General features: G+C 55.9%; 18 protein-coding genes. 13 read left to right on the plus strand and 5 right to left on the minus strand.

What is annotated here, in order from left to right:
• Nucleotides 1-11 precede the first annotated feature (11 nt).
• The gene (gene rpmE / locus ABFI50_RS08580) at nt 12-224 is read right to left on the minus strand and encodes a 50S ribosomal protein L31 (RefSeq protein ID WP_003862040.1); all 213 of its coding nucleotides are present in this window, start codon (nt 222-224) and stop codon (nt 12-14) included.
• A 200-nt stretch (nt 225-424) separates the two neighbouring features.
• Between rpmE and priA the strand changes: the two genes are divergently transcribed.
• The 7 genes from priA (at nt 425) to rraA (ending at nt 8,384) form a co-directional block, all read left to right on the plus strand.
• On the plus strand, nt 425-2,620 hold the full coding sequence (gene priA, locus ABFI50_RS08585; RefSeq protein ID WP_045134874.1) for a primosomal protein N': 2,196 nt from the start codon (nt 425-427) through the stop codon (nt 2,618-2,620).
• 119 nt (nt 2,621-2,739) lie between these two features.
• Nucleotides 2,740-3,765: a DNA-binding transcriptional regulator CytR gene (cytR, locus tag ABFI50_RS08590; protein WP_014885699.1), complete on the plus strand. Its 1,026-nt coding sequence runs from the start codon at nt 2,740-2,742 to the stop codon at nt 3,763-3,765.
• 93 nt (nt 3,766-3,858) lie between these two features.
• Nucleotides 3,859-4,848 carry a cell division protein FtsN gene (gene ftsN, locus ABFI50_RS08595; protein WP_014885700.1) on the plus strand — a complete coding sequence of 330 codons (990 nt, stop codon included), beginning with the start codon at nt 3,859-3,861 and terminating at the stop codon, nt 4,846-4,848.
• A 94-nt stretch (nt 4,849-4,942) separates the two neighbouring features.
• Nucleotides 4,943-5,473 (plus strand): ATP-dependent protease subunit HslV, encoded by a 531-nt coding sequence (gene hslV, locus ABFI50_RS08600; RefSeq protein WP_008501802.1) that lies wholly within the window; start codon nt 4,943-4,945, stop codon nt 5,471-5,473.
• Between the two features lie 9 nt (nt 5,474-5,482).
• Entirely contained in the window at nt 5,483-6,817 is a 1,335-nt protein-coding gene (hslU, locus tag ABFI50_RS08605) for an HslU--HslV peptidase ATPase subunit (RefSeq protein ID WP_010436948.1), read from the plus strand.
• Nucleotides 6,818-6,885: 68 nt separating this feature from the next.
• Complete coding sequence (menA, locus tag ABFI50_RS08610; RefSeq protein WP_014885701.1) at nt 6,886-7,806, plus strand: 1,4-dihydroxy-2-naphthoate polyprenyltransferase; 921 nt, start codon at nt 6,886-6,888, stop codon at nt 7,804-7,806.
• Nucleotides 7,807-7,898: 92 nt separating this feature from the next.
• Complete coding sequence (gene rraA, locus ABFI50_RS08615; RefSeq protein ID WP_014885702.1) at nt 7,899-8,384, plus strand: ribonuclease E activity regulator RraA; 486 nt, start codon at nt 7,899-7,901, stop codon at nt 8,382-8,384.
• A gap of 584 nt (nt 8,385-8,968) precedes the next feature.
• Here rraA and zapB read toward each other — a convergent pair.
• Nucleotides 8,969-9,208, minus strand: coding sequence for a septal ring assembly protein ZapB (gene zapB, locus ABFI50_RS08620; protein ID WP_008501806.1), 240 nt, complete (start codon nt 9,206-9,208; stop codon nt 8,969-8,971).
• Between the two features lie 399 nt (nt 9,209-9,607).
• On the opposite strand from zapB, the gene ABFI50_RS08625 reads away from it, so the two are divergent.
• The 4 genes from ABFI50_RS08625 to fpr all read left to right on the plus strand — a co-directional run bounded on the left by ABFI50_RS08625 (nt 9,608) and on the right by fpr (nt 13,960).
• A complete protein-coding gene (locus tag ABFI50_RS08625) occupies nt 9,608-10,453 on the plus strand; it encodes an MIP/aquaporin family protein (RefSeq protein ID WP_014885705.1) in 846 nt (281 codons plus the stop codon).
• A gap of 21 nt (nt 10,454-10,474) precedes the next feature.
• Nucleotides 10,475-11,983, plus strand: coding sequence for a glycerol kinase GlpK (glpK, locus tag ABFI50_RS08630; RefSeq protein WP_014885706.1), 1,509 nt, complete (start codon nt 10,475-10,477; stop codon nt 11,981-11,983).
• 123 nt (nt 11,984-12,106) lie between these two features.
• Nucleotides 12,107-13,117: a class II fructose-bisphosphatase gene (gene glpX / locus ABFI50_RS08635; protein WP_023331601.1), complete on the plus strand. Its 1,011-nt coding sequence runs from the start codon at nt 12,107-12,109 to the stop codon at nt 13,115-13,117.
• 96 nt (nt 13,118-13,213) lie between these two features.
• Nucleotides 13,214-13,960 (plus strand): ferredoxin--NADP(+) reductase, encoded by a 747-nt coding sequence (gene fpr / locus ABFI50_RS08640; protein ID WP_014885708.1) that lies wholly within the window; start codon nt 13,214-13,216, stop codon nt 13,958-13,960.
• Here the strand turns inward: fpr and ABFI50_RS08645 are convergent, their stop codons facing one another.
• Entirely contained in the window at nt 13,961-14,380 is a 420-nt protein-coding gene (locus ABFI50_RS08645) for a DUF805 domain-containing protein (protein ID WP_023331602.1), read from the minus strand.
• A 112-nt stretch (nt 14,381-14,492) separates the two neighbouring features.
• On the opposite strand from ABFI50_RS08645, the gene ABFI50_RS08650 reads away from it, so the two are divergent.
• Nucleotides 14,493-15,089, plus strand: a complete 597-nt coding sequence (locus ABFI50_RS08650; RefSeq protein ID WP_023331603.1) for a DUF1454 family protein — start codon at nt 14,493-14,495, stop codon at nt 15,087-15,089.
• A gap of 111 nt (nt 15,090-15,200) precedes the next feature.
• On the plus strand, nt 15,201-15,968 hold the full coding sequence (gene tpiA, locus ABFI50_RS08655) for a triose-phosphate isomerase (RefSeq protein WP_003862019.1): 768 nt from the start codon (nt 15,201-15,203) through the stop codon (nt 15,966-15,968).
• Nucleotides 15,969-16,049: 81 nt separating this feature from the next.
• Here tpiA and ABFI50_RS08660 read toward each other — a convergent pair whose 3' ends face one another.
• Both ABFI50_RS08660 and ABFI50_RS08665 read right to left on the minus strand, forming a co-directional pair.
• The gene (locus ABFI50_RS08660; RefSeq protein WP_032635169.1) at nt 16,050-17,354 is read right to left on the minus strand and encodes an SLC13 family permease; all 1,305 of its coding nucleotides are present in this window, start codon (nt 17,352-17,354) and stop codon (nt 16,050-16,052) included.
• Nucleotides 17,355-17,427: 73 nt separating this feature from the next.
• Nucleotides 17,428-18,171, minus strand: coding sequence for a CDP-diacylglycerol diphosphatase (locus ABFI50_RS08665; RefSeq protein WP_014885712.1), 744 nt, complete (start codon nt 18,169-18,171; stop codon nt 17,428-17,430).
• Nucleotides 18,172-18,245: the final 74 nt, after the last annotated feature.

Below are 18,245 nucleotides of genomic sequence, written 5' to 3' on the forward strand. Positions count from 1 at the left end.
TTTCGGGAAACTTATTTAGCGCCCGGGATGCTGAAACGCTTGTTGAAGCGGTCAACACGGCCACCGGTTGCAACATCACGCTGCTTACCAGTGTAGAACGGGTGGCATTTGCCGCACACGTCCAGGTTCAGATCGTGACCCACGGTGGAGCGGATCTGGATAGAGTTACCGCAAGAACAGTTTGCAGTAATCATTTCGTATTTCGGGTGAATATCTTTTTTCATGGGAGAACCTCAGTTAAGGCCGCGTCGCTCTTCCAGCCCTAACGCCAGACACCACGCGATGTTGAATGTAAGTTCTTTGGCGTAAAGTACACCAAAGGCGGCGAATCATACAGAATTTGACCAACGTATGCAAACTGATCCGCACGCCGCTTTCACTAATGTGTATACTAACGCGCCACTTTTCAAGTCAGGAAGATTCGATGCCCGTCGCTCACGTTGCCCTGCCCGTTCCGCTTCCCCGCACCTTTGACTACCTGCTGCCCGACAGCATGAGCGCCAAAGCGGGCTGTCGCGTGACCGTGCCGTTTGGCAAACAACAGCGTGTGGGGATCGTTGTTTCCGTCAGCGATAAAAGCGAACTCCCCCTTAATGAGCTGAAATCGGTCATTGAGGTACTGGACAGCGAACCGGTTTACTCCACCAACACCTGGCGACTGCTACTGTGGGCGGCTGATTACTACCATCATCCGATTGGGGATGTCCTGTTCCACGCCCTGCCTATCCTGCTGCGCCAGGGTAAGAGCGCCAGCCATGCGCCGATGTGGTACTGGTTTGCCACCGAGCAAGGGCAGGCCGTAGACATTAATAGCCTCAAACGATCGCAGAAACAGCAGCAGGCGCTGGCCGCTCTGCGCCAGGGTAACATCTGGCGGCATCAGGTCGACGAACTTGAGGTGAGCGAAGCCGCTTTACAGGCCCTGAGAAAGAAAGGTCTGAGCGAGCTGGCAAGCCAGGCCCCAGCCCTTCACGACTGGCGCGACGGCTTCTCCGTTTCAGGGGATCGTCTGCGCCTGAATACCGAGCAGGCCACCGCGGTCGGCGCCATTCACAGCGCCTCGGACCATTTTTCTGCCTGGCTGCTGGCGGGCGTCACCGGTTCCGGTAAGACCGAAGTGTATCTGAGCGTGCTGGAAAACGTGCTCGCGCAGGGCAAACAGGCGCTGGTCATGGTGCCGGAAATTGGCTTAACCCCTCAAACCATCGCTCGATTCCGCGAGCGCTTTAACGCGCCGGTTGAGGTCCTGCACTCCGGTCTGAACGACAGCGAACGCCTCAGCGCCTGGCTGAAAGCGAAAAATGGCGAAGCGGCGATTGTGATCGGCACCCGCTCGTCGCTGTTTACGCCGTTTAAAAATCTTGGCGTGATCGTGATCGACGAAGAGCACGACAGCTCCTATAAGCAACAGGAAGGCTGGCGCTACCATGCCCGCGATCTGGCAGTTTATCGCGCCCACAGCGAGCAAATTCCGATTATTCTTGGCTCCGCCACCCCTGCGCTCGAAACCCTGCACAACGTGCGCCAGCGCAAATATCATATGCTGCGTCTGACGCGTCGTGCCGGGAATGCCCGTCCGGCCATTCAGCACGTGCTCGATCTAAAAGGTCAGCAGGTTCAGGCCGGGCTAGCACCCGCATTGATTACCCGCATGCGTCAGCATTTGCAGGCGGGCAACCAGGTGATTCTGTTCCTCAACCGCCGCGGATTTGCACCCGCCCTGCTGTGCCACGACTGCGGCTGGATTGCGGAATGCCCACGCTGTGACCACTACTACACCTTCCATCAGGCACAGCGCCACCTGCGTTGTCACCACTGCGACAGCCAGCGTCCGGTGCCGCGCCAGTGTCCATCGTGCGGGTCAACGCATATCGTGCCGGTCGGACTAGGAACGGAACAGCTTGAGCAGGCGCTGGCGCCCTTCTTCCCTGACGTTCCAATCTCTCGTATCGACAGAGACACCACCAGCCGCAAGGGCGCGCTGGAACAGCAGCTCGCGGAAGTACATCGCGGCGGGGCGCGCATTCTGATTGGTACCCAAATGCTGGCAAAAGGACACCACTTCCCGGACGTCACGCTGGTCGCCCTGCTGGACGTGGACGGCGCGCTGTTCTCTGCGGATTTCCGCGCGGCCGAGCGTTTTGCCCAGCTCTATACCCAGGTGGCCGGACGGGCAGGGCGCGCAGGCAAACAGGGCGAAGTGGTTCTGCAGACGCACCACCCTGAGCACCCGCTGCTGCAAACCCTGCTGCACAAAGGCTATGACGCCTTTGCCGAGCAGGCGCTGGCCGAACGACAGACCATGCAGCTGCCGCCGTGGACCAGCCACGTCATCATCCGCGCGGAAGATCATAACAACCAGCAGGCACCGCTTTTCCTGCAGCAGCTGAGAAATCTCCTGCAGGCCAGCCCCCTGGTGGATAATCAGCTGTGGATCCTGGGTCCGGTACCGGCGCTGGCGCCGAAACGCGGCGGACGTTTCCGCTGGCAAATTTTGCTCCAGCATCCTTCGCGGATCCGTTTACAGCACATTGTTAGCGGCACGCTGGCGCTGATCAACACCCTGCCTGAAGCACGTAAAGTGAAGTGGGTGCTGGACGTCGATCCCATCGAAGGCTGAAGACGGATCGAAAAATTTAACGCTCCTCACACTTTTTATGAAAATTCTGTAACCGATTCCATTAACTATCTGTAAAAATGGTGATGTCAGAAGTTCGGTGTTCAGGCGAGGAGAAGACGTTGAAGTCCAGGAAAGAGGTTGCCACGGCGACCATGAAAGACGTTGCCGAGAAAGCACAAGTCTCAACGGCAACCGTGTCCCGCGCATTAATGAACCCGGATAAAGTCTCCCAGGCGACCCGCAACCGGGTAGAGCAGGCTGCGCTTGAAGTGGGTTATTTCCCACAGGCGATGGGGCGCAACGTCAAACGCAATGAATCACGCACAATCCTTGTGATTGTGCCGGACATCTGCGATCCCTTCTTCAGTGAGATTATCCGCGGTATCGAAGTGACGGCGGCGGAACAAGGCTACCTCGTTCTGATTGGCGACTGCGCCCATCAGAACCAGCAGGAAAAAACCTTTATCGACCTCATTATTACCAAGCAGATCGACGGCATGCTGCTGCTTGGCTCGCGCCTGCCGTTTGACGCCAGCATCGAAGAACAACGCAATTTACCGCCGATGGTCATGGCCAATGAGTTTGCCCCTGAACTGGAGCTACCGACGGTCCATATCGATAACCTCACCGCCGCATTCAACGCGGTGAACTATCTTCAGGAGCTGGGGCATAAGCGCATTGGCTGTATTGCCGGGCCAGAAGAAATGCCGCTGTGCCACTACCGCCTGCAGGGCTACGTTCAGGCACTGCGCCGTACTGGCGTTACCGTCGATCCGCACTACATTGCCCGCGGTGATTTTACCTTCGCAGCCGGTGGCCAGGCGCTGGAGAAGCTTCTGGACCTGCCTGAACCGCCAACCGCCGTATTTTGTCACAGCGACGTGATGGCGCTGGGCGCGTTATCGTACGCCAAACGCCGCGGCCTGCGCATACCGAAAGATTTATCCATCATCGGATTCGATAATATTTCGCTTTCAGAATTTTGCGATCCGCCGCTCTCAACGGTCGCGCAACCGCGCTATCAAATCGGTCGCGAAGCGATGCTGCTTCTGCTGGATCAGCTTCACGGTCAAACAGTTAGCAGCGGCTCGCGGTTGCTGGACTGCGAACTGATAGTCCGGGGCTCTACCCAGGCATTGACTTAACGTAAACGTCTTTAGGACACCCTTATCTGGTCAAAGCCCCGCCGCTTAAGTAACATGGCGGGCTGACGAACGAATAAATACAGCGAAACGATAGTGGCACAACGAGATTATGTACGTCGCGGCCAGCCGGCACCTTCGCGACGCAAAAAGAGTAGCTCAAGGAAAAAGCAACGTAGCCTGCCTGCTGTCTCGCCAGCAATGGTCGCTATTGCTGCGGCTGTTGTCGTCGCCTTTATTGGTGGTCTGTACTTCATCACGCACCATAAAAAGGAAGAGTCCGAGGCGCTTCAGGCCAGTAAAGTGGCCGGTAATGGCCTTCCTCCGAAACCTGAAGAGCGCTGGCGCTATATCAAAGAGCTGGAAAGCCGCCAGCCTGGCGTGCGTGCGCCTACCGAGCCCTCTGCCGGTGGTGAAGTGAAGAATGCCGATCAACTGACGGACGAGCAGCGCCAGTTGCTGGCACAAATGCAGGCCGATATGCGCCAGCAGCCGACGCAGTTGAACGAAGTGCCATGGAATGAACAAACGCCAGCGCAGCGTCAGCAAACGTTGCAGTTGCAGCGTCAGCGCCAGGCTCAAATTCAGCAGCAACAGCAGCAGCAGTGGACGCAAACTCAGCCGGTACAGCAGCCGAAGGCACAGCCTTACCAGCAACCGCAGCAGCAGACGCGTACGGTACAATCTCAGCCTGTTCAGCAGCAGCCAAAAGCACAGCCGCAAAAACAGGCGGCTCAGCCGTATCAGGATCTGCTCCAGACGCCAGCGCATACCACTGCACAGCAGCCGAAAACGCAGCAGGCTGCGCCGGTCACCAAAGAGACCGAAGCGCCGAAGCAGACGGCTGAGAAAAAAGACGAACGCCGCTGGATGGTACAGTGCGGTTCGTTTAAAGGTGCGGAGCAGGCCGAAACCGTGCGTGCTCAGCTGGCATTTGAAGGGTTTGATTCACGCATTACCACCAATAACGGCTGGAACCGCGTGGTGATTGGCCCGGTCAAAGGCAAAGAAAACGCCGATGGCACCCTTTCTCGTTTGAAAGTAGCCGGCCACACAAACTGCATTCGACTCGCCTCTGGGGGTTGAAACCCCCAAAATCTCCCCCATCTATCATTTAATTCAGCCCTGAGCACAGGCTCAGGGCTTCTGTTTCCCGAATTTGTAACCAGGGGGTCTGCTCGTGACAACAATAGTAAGTGTACGCCGTAACGGCCATGTGGTAATCGCCGGTGATGGCCAGGCCACGCTGGGTAATACCGTCATGAAAGGCAACGTGAAGAAAGTCCGTCGTCTCTATAACGACAAAGTGATCGCCGGTTTTGCAGGCGGTACAGCTGATGCCTTCACGCTGTTTGAACTGTTTGAACGCAAGCTTGAAATGCACCAGGGTCATCTGGTGAAAGCGGCCGTTGAGCTGGCAAAAGACTGGCGTACCGACCGTATGCTGCGCAAGCTCGAAGCGCTGCTGGCGGTAGCCGATGAAACCGCTTCGCTGATCATCACCGGTAACGGTGACGTTATTCAGCCGGAGAATGACCTGATTGCCATCGGCTCTGGCGGCCCTTATGCCCAGGCTGCAGCCCGCGCGCTGTTGGAAAATACCGACATGAACGCACGTGATATCGCGGTGAAGGCGTTGGATATTGCAGGTGATATCTGCATCTATACCAACCATAACCACACCATCGAAGAATTGACCTCCAAAGCGTAAGGATCTCCCATGTCTGAAATGACCCCACGCGAAATTGTCAGCGAACTGAACAAACACATTATCGGCCAGGATAACGCCAAGCGCTCCGTGGCTATCGCTCTGCGTAACCGCTGGCGTCGTATGCAGCTTGACGAAGAGCTGCGCCATGAAGTGACGCCGAAAAACATTCTGATGATCGGCCCAACCGGTGTCGGTAAAACCGAAATTGCCCGTCGTCTGGCGAAGCTGGCGAACGCGCCTTTCATCAAAGTCGAAGCTACCAAGTTCACCGAAGTGGGCTATGTGGGTAAAGAAGTGGACTCCATCATCCGCGATCTGACCGACTCGGCAATCAAAATGGTGCGCGTCCAGGCGATTGAGAAAAACCGCTATCGCGCGGAAGAGATGGCCGAAGAGCGCATTCTCGACGTGCTGATCCCACCGGCGAAAAACAACTGGGGCCAGGCTGAGCAGCAGGCTGAACCGTCTGCCGCGCGTCAGGCATTCCGCAAAAAACTGCGTGAAGGCCAGCTGGATGATAAAGAGATTGAGATCGATCTTGCTGCCGCGCCAATGGGTGTAGAAATCATGGCACCTCCTGGCATGGAAGAGATGACCAGCCAGCTGCAGTCCATGTTCCAGAACCTGGGCGGCCAGAAGCAGAAAGCACGTAAGCTGAAAATCAAAGACGCGATGAAGCTGCTGATTGAAGAAGAAGCGGCGAAGCTGGTGAACCCGGAAGAGCTGAAGCAGGATGCTATCGACGCGGTTGAGCAGCACGGCATCGTGTTCATCGACGAAATCGACAAAATTTGTAAGCGCGGCGGCAACAGCTCCGGCCCGGACGTGTCCCGTGAAGGCGTTCAGCGCGACCTGCTGCCGCTGGTTGAAGGCTGCACCGTCTCCACCAAGCACGGTATGGTGAAAACGGACCACATCCTGTTTATCGCTTCCGGCGCGTTCCAGGTTGCCAGCCCGTCTGACCTGATCCCGGAACTGCAGGGTCGTCTGCCGATCCGCGTTGAACTGCAGGCGCTGACCACCGAAGATTTCGAACGCATCCTGACCGAGCCAAACGCCTCTGCGACCGTACAGTACAAAGCGCTGATGGCGACCGAAGGCGTGAACCTGGAGTTCACCGAAGACGGTATCAAACGTATCGCCCAGGCCGCGTGGCAGGTTAACGAAACCACCGAAAACATCGGTGCGCGTCGTCTGCATACCGTGCTGGAACGCCTGGTGGAGGATATCTCTTATGATGCGAGCGACCTTAACGGTCAAACCATTACCATTGACGCTGAATATGTGAGCAAACATCTTGATGCGTTAGTGGCAGATGAAGATCTTAGCCGTTTTATCCTATAATCGCGGTTATTGCATTCTCATCACCGTTAATGGGGGCTAATGCCCCCATTTTTATTGGCTAAATACTTATGACTGATATCAGCCGTACTCAGGCGTGGCTCGAAAGTCTACGCCCTAAAACGCTTCCTCTGGCCTTTGCCGCCATTATCGTCGGCACGGCACTTGCCTGGTGGCAAGGTTATTTTGATCCTCTGGTCGCTGCGCTGGCATTGATTACCGCAGGGCTGCTGCAAATTCTCTCCAATCTCGCTAACGACTACGGTGATGCGGTGAAAGGCAGTGACAAACCTGACCGTATCGGACCGCTGCGCGGGATGCAGAAAGGGGTGATTACCCAGGCACAGATGAAGCGCGCGCTGATTATCACCGTGGTACTGATTTGTTTATCGGGTCTGGCACTGGTGACGGTCGCCTCGAAAACCACCAGCGACTTCATCGGCTTCCTGGTGCTGGGCTTGCTCGCAATTATCGCGGCCATTACCTACACCGTCGGTACGCGTCCTTACGGGTATATTGGCCTCGGGGATATCTCCGTGCTGGTGTTCTTCGGCTGGCTGAGCGTGATGGGGAGTTGGTACCTGCAGGTGCATACCGTTATCCCTGCCCTTTTCCTGCCCGCAACCGCCTGCGGTCTGCTGGCGACGGCGGTACTCAACATCAATAACCTGCGCGATATCGACAGTGACCGTGAGAACGGTAAAAACACGCTCGCGGTACGTCTGGGGCCGGTCAATGCGCGCCGCTATCATGCCTGCCTGCTGATTGGTGCCCTGGTTTGTCTGGCACTGTTTAATCTGATCTCGCTGCACAGCGTATGGGGCTGGCTGTTTATACTCGCCGCGCCGCTGCTGATTAAGCAGGCCCGCTTCGTCATGCGTGAACTTAGCCCGGCCGCGATGCCGCCGATGCTGGAACGAACGGTAAAAGGCGCCCTGCTGACTAACCTGTTGTTCGTCATTGGGATTGTCTTAAGCCAGACGCTCAGTTAGCTGACAAATATCAATTAACAATTGATGATTTTGCCAACAACGCATTTAGCACGATATACTGAACACATTCGCAGCAACTGAGCGGTAAACCTATGAAATACGATACCTCCGAGCTTTGTGACATCTACCAGGAAGATGTCAACGTCGTTGAACCGCTGTTCTCCAACTTTGGTGGACGGTCGTCGTTTGGCGGACAAATCGTCACGGTGAAATGTTTCGAGGACAACGGGTTGCTGTACGATCTGCTCGAACAGAATGGTCGTGGCCGCGTTTTGGTCGTCGATGGCGGCGGTTCCGTGCGTCGTGCTCTGATAGATGCAGAGCTGGCCGGCATTGCCGTGCAGAACGAGTGGGAAGGCATTGTGGTGTACGGTTCCGTGCGCCAGGTGGACGATCTCGAAGACCTGGATATCGGGATTCAGGCGATTGCGGCCATTCCGGTAGGCGCAGCAGGTGACGGTATCGGTGAAAGCGACGTCCGCGTCAATTTTGGCGGCGTGACCTTCTTCTCCGGCGACCATCTTTACGCTGATAACACCGGGATTATTCTTTCGGAAGATCCGCTGGATATTGAGTAATAAAACAGTAAGCGTAAATCATAAAAAAACCGCCAATAACAATGTGGCGGTTTTTTTGTCCCTCGGGATTCGCGGTCCGTTGGATTATCTTGCAACCTTTAACCAGGATTTTTATCTTACCCTGGTTCATCCCTCCGGTAACCCCCGTCGACCCTTTATAAATTCCTAATTTCCGCTGAAGACCTTAACTACACTGCTGTTGCTCATTATGATGCATCGTTCCTTTCCGCCATCTCGCACATGGGCATCGGTCCAGGGAAAGGTGTATTCACAACCGTAAAGCAACCTTTAACCGGGCTTGTGTCCGCCGACTTATCACCGGTGGTGAACGGTGGAGCGGTTAGCTGCAGGGACCGCATGATGAAACGCTATTTATGTATCGCGTTCATTGTCGCCAGCGTACTCGTTGTAAAGAGTGATGAACCGAGTGGATTTGTCGCTTTTGCTATGACAGCGCAGGACAAGTAGCGTTAAGGCCGCCGATGGCGGCCTTTTTTATGGTTTGATGTCAGTGAGCAGAAACCATAAAAAAGCCGGGTGGCGGCGTCGCCTTACCCGGCCTGGTCAGTTAATCCCAATGGGAATCAGACCTCTTCCATACGTCCCAGCAGCGCCTGCAGGCGATCCTGCCAGCCGTTCTGCTGTTCGCGCAGCTGGTTGTTTTCACGCTCCAGTTCTTCGCGGCTGTGCTGCGCGTTCTGCACTTCCTGCGCCAGGCTGTTGTTTTTCTCTTTCAGCTCTTCAATTTCCATTTGCAGCAGCGTGATGGTGTCAATCGCCTGCTGTACTTTCGATTCCAGTTTCTCAAACACTTCTAAAGACATGATGCTACCTCTCCTGAATTGCAAGGCGACGCTTTAACGTAAACGCGCACGACATATTCCATCGATTGTATGGAGCGCGGCGCTCTGTGTCCAGCGACACGCCGCGCAGATCGCGGTTTGCAACACTTTTCGGTCTCGTCCTGGTGCGTTCGCGGCATATACCACTAAGTTGTTAACTCATTCGTTAATGAAATGATTCAGCTCACATTCCATTTCTGATGCAAAAACGCGCTTTATGGCGCGAAAACGCTCATTTTATTGACACAGACCACACATTTTGATTTCGATATTTCTCGTTTTTGCTCGTTAACGATAAATTAACACTATGTCTACAGGGCATCGTGGCTGTCACGGGCGACCACGCTAACAATAAACATCAATTTCTTCAGGATTCCGATTATGAGTCAGACATCAACCTTAAAAGGCCAGTGCATTGCCGAGTTCCTTGGTACCGGGTTGTTGATATTCTTCGGAGTGGGCTGTGTCGCTGCACTGAAAGTGGCGGGTGCCAGTTTTGGTCAGTGGGAAATCAGTATCATCTGGGGTCTGGGCGTGGCGATGGCCATCTACCTGACTGCAGGGGTTTCTGGTGCACATCTTAACCCGGCGGTGACTATCGCACTGTGGCTGTTCGCGTGCTTCGACGGACGCAAAGTTGTTCCCTTCATTCTTTCTCAGTTTGCCGGCGCGTTTTGTGCAGCGGCGTTAGTTTACGGGCTTTATTACAATCTTTTCATCGACTTCGAACAGACGCATCATATGGTGCGCGGCAGCGTCGAAAGTCTGGATCTGGCAGGCATCTTCTCAACCTATCCAAACCCGCATATCAATTTTGTGCAGGCGTTCGCAGTTGAAATGGTGATTACCGCTATTCTGATGGGCGTTATCCTGGCGCTGACCGACGACGGAAACGGCATTCCGCGTGGCCCGCTGGCCCCCTTGCTGATTGGTCTGCTGATTGCGGTGATCGGCGCATCCATGGGCCCGCTGACCGGGTTTGCGATGAACCCGGCGCGTGATATCGGACCGAAAGCCTTCGCGTTTATCGCGGGATGGGGCGACGTGGCCTTTACTGGCGGGAAAGATATCCCTTACTTCCTGGTACCGCTTTTTGCGCCGGTGGTTGGGGCCGCGCTGGGCGCGTTTAGCTACCGCAAATTAATTGGTCGCCACTTACCGTGCGACACCTGTGTGGAAGAGGAGAAGGAAACGACTTCTACCGCACAACAAAAAGCTTCGCTGTAATCTGACTACGGGACACATACCATGACCGAAAAAAAATATATCGTTGCGCTCGACCAGGGCACTACCAGCTCCCGCGCTGTCGTAATGGATCATGACGCGAACATTGTCAGCGTGTCTCAACGTGAATTTGAGCAAATTTACCCTCGTCCAGGCTGGGTAGAACATGACCCAATGGAGATCTGGGCTTCACAAAGCTCAACGCTGGTTGAAGTACTGGCGAAAGCCGATATCAGTTCCGACGAGATTGCCGCTATCGGTATTACCAACCAGCGTGAAACGACGATTGTCTGGGAACGCGAAACCGGTAAGCCTATCTACAACGCTATTGTCTGGCAGTGCCGCCGTACCTCAGAAATCTGTGAACAGCTGAAGCGTGACGGGATGGAAGAGTACGTGCGCAGCGCCACCGGTCTGGTGGTTGACCCGTACTTCTCCGGCACCAAAGTGAAGTGGATCCTCGACCACGTGGAAGGTTCACGCGAACGAGCAAAACGCGGCGAGCTGCTGTTCGGAACCGTTGATACCTGGCTTATCTGGAAGATGACCCAGGGACGTGTTCACGTCACCGACTACACCAACGCCTCGCGTACCATGCTGTTCAACATCAACACCCTGGAGTGGGATGACAAGATGCTGGACGCGCTGGATATCCCACGCGCGATGCTGCCTGAAGTGCGCAAGTCTTCAGAAGTCTACGGTCAGACCAACATTGGCGGTAAAGGCGGCACCCGTATTCCTATCGCCGGTATCGCCGGTGACCAGCAGGCGGCACTGTTCGGCCAGCTGTGCGTCAAAGAAGGGATGGCGAAGAACACCTACGGCACCGGCTGCTTTATGCTGATGAATACCGGTGAGAAAGCGGTGAAATCAGAAAACGGCCTGCTGACCACCATCGCCTGCGGCCCTCGCGGTGAAGTGAACTACGCCCTGGAAGGTGCGGTGTTTATGGCGGGTGCATCTATTCAGTGGCTGCGTGACGAGATGAAGCTGATTAGCGATGCCTTCGACTCCGAATACTTTGCGACCAAAGTGAAGGACACCAACGGTGTGTACGTGGTGCCAGCGTTCACCGGCCTGGGCGCACCGTACTGGGATCCCTATGCACGCGGTGCGATTTTCGGTCTGACGCGTGGTGTGAACTCGAACCACATTATTCGCGCCACCCTGGAATCCATTGCCTACCAGACGCGCGACGTGCTGGAAGCGATGCAGGCAGACTCCGGCATTCGTCTGCACGCCCTGCGCGTGGACGGCGGCGCGGTAGCGAATAACTTCCTGATGCAGTTCCAGTCCGACATTCTGGGTACCCGCGTTGAGCGCCCTGAAGTGCGTGAAGTCACGGCGCTGGGTGCGGCATATCTTGCCGGTCTGGCGGTAGGCTTCTGGCAGAACCTGGACGAGCTGCAGGAAAAAGCGGTTATCGAGCGCGAGTTCCGCCCGGGCATCGAAACCACCGAGCGCAACTTCCGCTACAGCGGCTGGAAGAAAGCAGTGAAGCGCGCCCTGGCGTGGGAAGAGCACGACGAGTAATCCTATATTCCCTCTCCCTCTCCCATGAGGAGAGGGAGAGGGGCCCAAACCGCACCAGTCCCCTCTCCCCTCCCCACTCTGTGATAAACTTCGTGCAATTCCTTTTGATTGCACGAGTACCTCATGAAACGTGAACTTGCTATCGAGTTTTCCCGCGTCACCGAAGCGGCCGCCCTCGCAGGCTATAAATGGCTGGGGCGTGGCGACAAAAATACCGCGGACGGTGCTGCTGTCCATGCCATGCGCATTGTACTTAACCAGGTCAACATCGACGGCACTATCGTCATCGGCGAAGGCGAGATCGACGAAGCGCCAATGCTCTATATCGGTGAAAAAGTCGGTACCGGCAAAGGGGATGCGGTGGATATCGCCGTAGACCCGATTGAAGGCACCCGCATGACGGCGATGGGTCAGGCCAACGCGCTTGCGGTTCTGGCCGTGGGCGATAAAGGCTGCTTCCTTAACGCGCCGGATATGTACATGGAAAAGCTGATAGTCGGTCCTGGTGCGAAGGGCGCAATCGACCTCAGCCTGCCGCTGGAAGAGAACCTGCGCAACATCGCCAGAGCTTTGGGCAAACCCCTGAGTGAACTGACCGTGACGATTCTGGCAAAACCGCGCCACGACGCCACCATCGCGCAGATGCAAAAGCTCGGCGTGCGCGTGTTTGCCATTCCGGATGGCGATGTTGCCGCCTCAATTCTGACCTGCATGCCGGACAGCGAAGTAGACGTGCTGTACGGCATCGGCGGTGCGCCGGAGGGCGTGGTCTCGGCGGCGGTGATCCGCGCGCTGGACGGCGATATGCAGGCGCGCCTGCTGCCTCGGCATGAGGTGAAAGGCGACAGCGACGAGAACCGCCGTATCGGTGAAAACGAGCTGGCGCGCTGCGAAGCAATGGGTATCGAAGCCAATAAGGTTCTCGCGCTGAATGAAATGGCACGCAGCGACAACGTTGTCTTCTCCGCCACCGGCATCACCAAAGGTGACCTGCTGGACGGCATCACCCGCAAGGGCAATATGGCGACCACCGAAACGCTGCTGATCCGCGGTAAATCGCGCACCATTCGCCGCATTCAGTCCATTCACTATCTCGATCGTAAAGACCCGGACGTACAGACGCACATTCTGTAAAACCGTTTGATCGATAGAGCTTTCCGGCCCGAAGGGGCTGGAAATGTTTCCCACAAGTACGGAAGATAGAACAGAGAAACAGCACAGGAGAAGATCATGGCGGACTGGGTAACAGGTAAAGTCACAAAGATAGAGTTCTGGACCGATGCGCTATTTAGTCTCACCCTGCATGCTCCCGTTCACCCGTTTAAGGCCGGGCAATTTGCGAAGCTGGGGCTGGATGTCGACGGCGAACGCGTGCAGCGCGCCTACTCTTACGTTAACGCGCCGGATAATCCGGATCTTGAGTTCTATCTGGTGACCGTCCCGGACGGTAAGCTCAGCCCGCGCCTTGCCGCCCTTAAGCCCGGTGACGATGTGCAAATTGTGAGTGAAGCAGCAGGTTTCTTTGTACTCGAAGAGATCCCTGATTGTGACACGCTCTGGATGCTGGCAACCGGCACGGCCATTGGCCCCTACCTCTCCATTCTGCAATATGGCAAAGACCTTGAGCGCTTTAAAAACATCGTGCTGGTGCATGCTGCGCGCTACGCCGCAGACCTGAGCTACTTGCCACAGATGCAGGCGCTGGAACAGCGATATGGCGGGAAGCTGAAAATTCAGACCGTCGTCAGCCGCGAAACCGTAGCAGGTACGCTGACCGGTCGCGTGCCGGCGTTAATTGAGAGTGGTGTGCTGGAAAACGCAGTGGGTTTGCCGATGACTGCCGACACCAGCCACGTCATGCTGTGTGGTAACCCGCAGATGGTTCGGGATACGCAACAGCTTCTGAAGGATACCCGGCAGATGACGAAACATCTTCGCCGCCGACCGGGTCATATGACTGCCGAACACTACTGGTGATCAGCGGTACTTCACCTCAAGGGTGTCTTTACCGTATTTATTTTCGCTCTGGGTGCCGATAAACGCGCCCAGATCGACAATCATCATCACGAAGATAACGGACGGCAGCAGCCTGCCCACCACCCAGGGAAGAATGGACGGCAGCATCCCCCAGTTCCCTGCGACCAGCATCCACGCCAGAATAATCAGAAAAGCCCACGCGCCGGAACGACCACGATCGTGAAGACGTTTCACCACCACGGCCGCCGTTGGCCACAGCAAACAGACCAGCGCAAAAGCCGCCGTTTGCGTGCTCAACCAGGCATTGTACGCAACGAAAAACAGAAGCAGCATGGCGACAACCCACGTCACCATCCAGACCCAGAAATCACGGCGTCCGATACGCCCTTTGAATGAAAACAGCCACTGCTGTATGGTCATGTAAGGTTCCTTATTATCATTTAGTCCGCATTTTACCCTGGAGTTGTGACCTTTTGACAAGCCGGGCAGATATCGTTTTAATCATGAGCACTTACGGCCAGGGGCAATGTTGATGAAAAGTTCGGCACACACTCTCTTCCTGTGTATAGCGATGCTTGGCGCGGGTTTTCCGCTGCACGCCGCCGACACGTCGGCCCCTACCACGGCACCCTATTTGCTGGCAGGCGCGCCGTCGTTCGATCAATCCATCAGTCAGTTTCGTGAAACCTTCAATCAGACCAACCCTACGTTGCCGCTGGATGAGTTTCGCGCCATTGATACTTCTCGTGACACCCCAACCCTGACCCGCGCGGCGAGCAAGATAAACGAAAACTTGTATGCCTCCACGGCGCTGGAGCGTGGGACGTTAAAAATCAAAAGTATGCAAATCACCTGGCTACCGATCCAGGGCCCAGAGCAGAAAGCGGCAAAAACGAAGGCGCAGGAGTACATGAGCGCGGTATTACAGGCGTTTACGCCCGCGCTGACGAAAAAGCAAAGCCAGCAAAAGCTGCAAAAGCTGCTGGCCGCGGGTAAAAACAAGCGGTACTACGCCACAACTGAAGGGGCAATTCGCTATGTGGTGGCGGATAACGGCGAAAAAGGACTGACCTTCGCAGTTGAACCGATTAAGCTGGCGCTATCTGACACCCTCGGCGGGGCGAATTAATGACAAAAAGCAAAGCCTTTCGAGGGAAAATCTCTATACTGATTCACAGACCATGCTGCCCGACAGGGCGGCCATATTCCTTAATTCGCTTATTTAGCGTGGAGAATTGAAATGCGACATCCTTTAGTGATGGGTAACTGGAAACTGAACGGCAGCCGCCACATGGTAAACGAACTGGTTGCGAACCTGCGTAAAGAGCTGGCTGGCGTAACGGGCTGCGCGGTTGCTATCGCTCCGCCGGATATGTACCTGGACCTGGCTAAACGCGCCGCTGACGGCAGCCACATCATTCTGGGTGCACAGAACGTTGACGTTAACCTGTCTGGCGCGTTCACCGGTGAAACTTCCGCTGAAATGCTGAAAGATATCGGCGCAAAATACATCATCATCGGCCACTCAGAGCGTCGCACCTACCACAAAGAATCCGACGAGTTCATCGCGAAGAAATTCGCTGTGCTGAAAGAGCAGGGTCTGATCCCGGTTCTGTGCATCGGTGAAACCGAAGCAGAAAACGAAGCGGGCAAAACCGAAGAAGTGTGCGCACGTCAGATCGACGCGGTTCTGAAAACGCAGGGCGCAGCAGCGTTCGAAGGTGCAGTCATTGCTTACGAGCCAGTCTGGGCGATCGGTACCGGCAAATCTGCAACGCCAGCGCAGGCTCAGGCCGTGCACAAATTCATCCGTGACCACATTGCTAAAGCCGATGCGAAAGTGGCTGAGCAAGTGATTATCCAGTACGGCGGTTCCGTAAACGCTTCCAACGCTGCTGAGCTGTTCACCCAGCCAGACATCGATGGCGCGCTGGTTGGCGGTGCATCCCTGAAAGCTGACGCTTTCGCGGTGATCGTTAAAGCGGCAGAAGCGGCTAAACAGGCGTAATTGCCTTTGCGGCGGGTGGCGCTTCGCTAACCCGCCCTACGCTCTTCTCCTCCCTCTCCCTTCGGGAGAGGGTTGGGCGGACTACACTTTCCCCAGCAAGCTAAACCACAGATAATCCAGCGGCAGCAGCACCAGATACGTCGCAACAGCCAGCGCCAGACAGAGCATCATCCCCGCCTTTGCAGGCACCTTCCCTAGCCCCATCGCCACAACAATCGGCGACGCCTGATACGGCAGCAGCGGCGTGGAATAACCCAGTACCTGAATCATAATCACCGACAGCAGCGGGAAGCCGGTGGCATCTGAGAAGCTCTGTGCCAGGGTGGTATACAGCGCCGGAACGCCGTTGGCAGTCATAATGAAGTTGAGCGCGGTGGTGATACCGGTCAGCGCCAGGAAACTGGTGAACGGTTTGTCTGCGTCCAGCGGCATAATGCGGAGCAACGCTTCGCCCACCGCCGTACCGATACCGGTTTGCGTTACCACGATGGCCAGCCCAAGAATGCCTGCAACATAGAGGCAGGTACGCATATTCACCCCCGCAGAAAACTCTTCCCCGGTGATAAAACCAACGCGCGGCAGCATAACGATGACGGACGCCGCCAGCCCAGTCCATGCCGGCCCAATACCATGCCAGCTCTCCGTGACCCACATCACCAGCACCACCGCCAGCAGCCAGGCGAGGCGCTTTTCATCCTGCCCCATGGGTTCAGATGGCGCCAGATCCTTCGGCGGTTTTGGGCTGCCGGGGAATAACCAGCAGATGAGGCCAATCAGGATCAGTCCTTTGAGAATGCCCAGCACCGGGGTGTGCAGCAGCAGATACGGAACATAGTTCAGGTGGATGCCGTACGAGCCTTCCGCCGCACCGCTCATCACCAGGTTAGGGACGTTAGCAGGCAGGATAGTTGCCGAGAGCTGGAAAGTGCCGAACCCCACAGCCAGCGCCAGACCAAACCAGGCGCGGGAACCGTCAGGGATACCGGCACGTTTCGCCATCGCCGCAACAATCGGCATCAGCAGCGCAATACGCCCCATATTTGACGGCATCACAAACGCCAACGCATAGCTCAGCAGCACCACACTCGCCACCATCACTATCCAGGAATCGGTAAGCTTTGCTGACAGCGCCCGGGCGGCCCTGTCAGCCAGACCGGTTTTACGGATCGCCACCCCCAGTACAAAACCGCTGAATACCAGCCAGAAAGCCGACGAGGCAAAGCCGCCGAAAATGGCTTCCGGCGGGGCGATTCTGGCGGCCATCGCTGCCGTGAAAAACAGCAGCGCGGTGATAAATTCTGGCAGTAGCGACGTCGCCCATAGCACGATGGTGACGCCAACAATCAACGAAGGCAGCAGCAGAGGATGAGATAACCAGAGCGACATACCTGTCTCCTGTAGATTTTTTCAGCAAGTCTACGGCGACAGGCAGGACGAGTAAACGCTATTTATGGTGGGGTCACTTCAGGATAGTGCATTGATGATCCTGCAATTCCTCAGCCGAGGCGCGGTTAAGCATGAGCAGGTTTCGCTCGGTCGCCAGCAAAACAAACGAACCATCCGACTGCTGCGCCATCGCCAGCGCAAAGCGCCCCATGTGGTCGCGCGCTTCGGGTAGCTCTTCCGCCAGCATCATAAACGGGCTGCGCTGGACCAGTTCATTCTCCGTTACCCGTCGGGCAAGATACTCGTGCCCCTCCAGCCCACCGGGTAGAGGTAGCCACTGGGTGCTGATGTCGCCCTGTGCCGCATTGAGTTTCTCACGTACGTCCGGGCGCAGACAGGAGATATGAATATGGAAATGGTTCTGCGTACGGCCAGTCGGCGAGTTAATCGTCAGTGAAATGGCGCTGTCAGGCACCTCAGATCCCCGCTTCAGGGTCATAAAGCTGCGCGACTGCCACGCCAGCCAGAAGAAATTTGGCGTGTGAGGCTCGGTCAGGAGCGGGCTTTCGGTTCCATTAATGCGGTATGTCGGCATCAGCAGATACTGCAACGGCCCGTTGCGGTCTTTAAATACGACATAGCCCGCATCAGGCTTCACCTGTGCGCAGGGTGCCGGGTTACGGTGTTGCAGTTGATTAGGCAGGCACTGGTCGAGAACGATATGACGCAACGCATTCGGATTACCCGCTTTTATCCAGTACACGCCGCCAGCGGCAAGGGCGATGATAATAAGGATCAATAAGATAATTTTTTTCACAACGCGTTCCCTGTTTTCGATAGAGGCGAAAGAGTAACGCAAAATGATGACCAAATAAAAAACCCGGTGGATTT

This window comes from Enterobacter sp. HNDS-6 (assembly GCF_039850505.1).
In the GTDB taxonomy this organism is placed as follows: domain Bacteria; phylum Pseudomonadota; class Gammaproteobacteria; order Enterobacterales; family Enterobacteriaceae; genus Enterobacter; species Enterobacter kobei.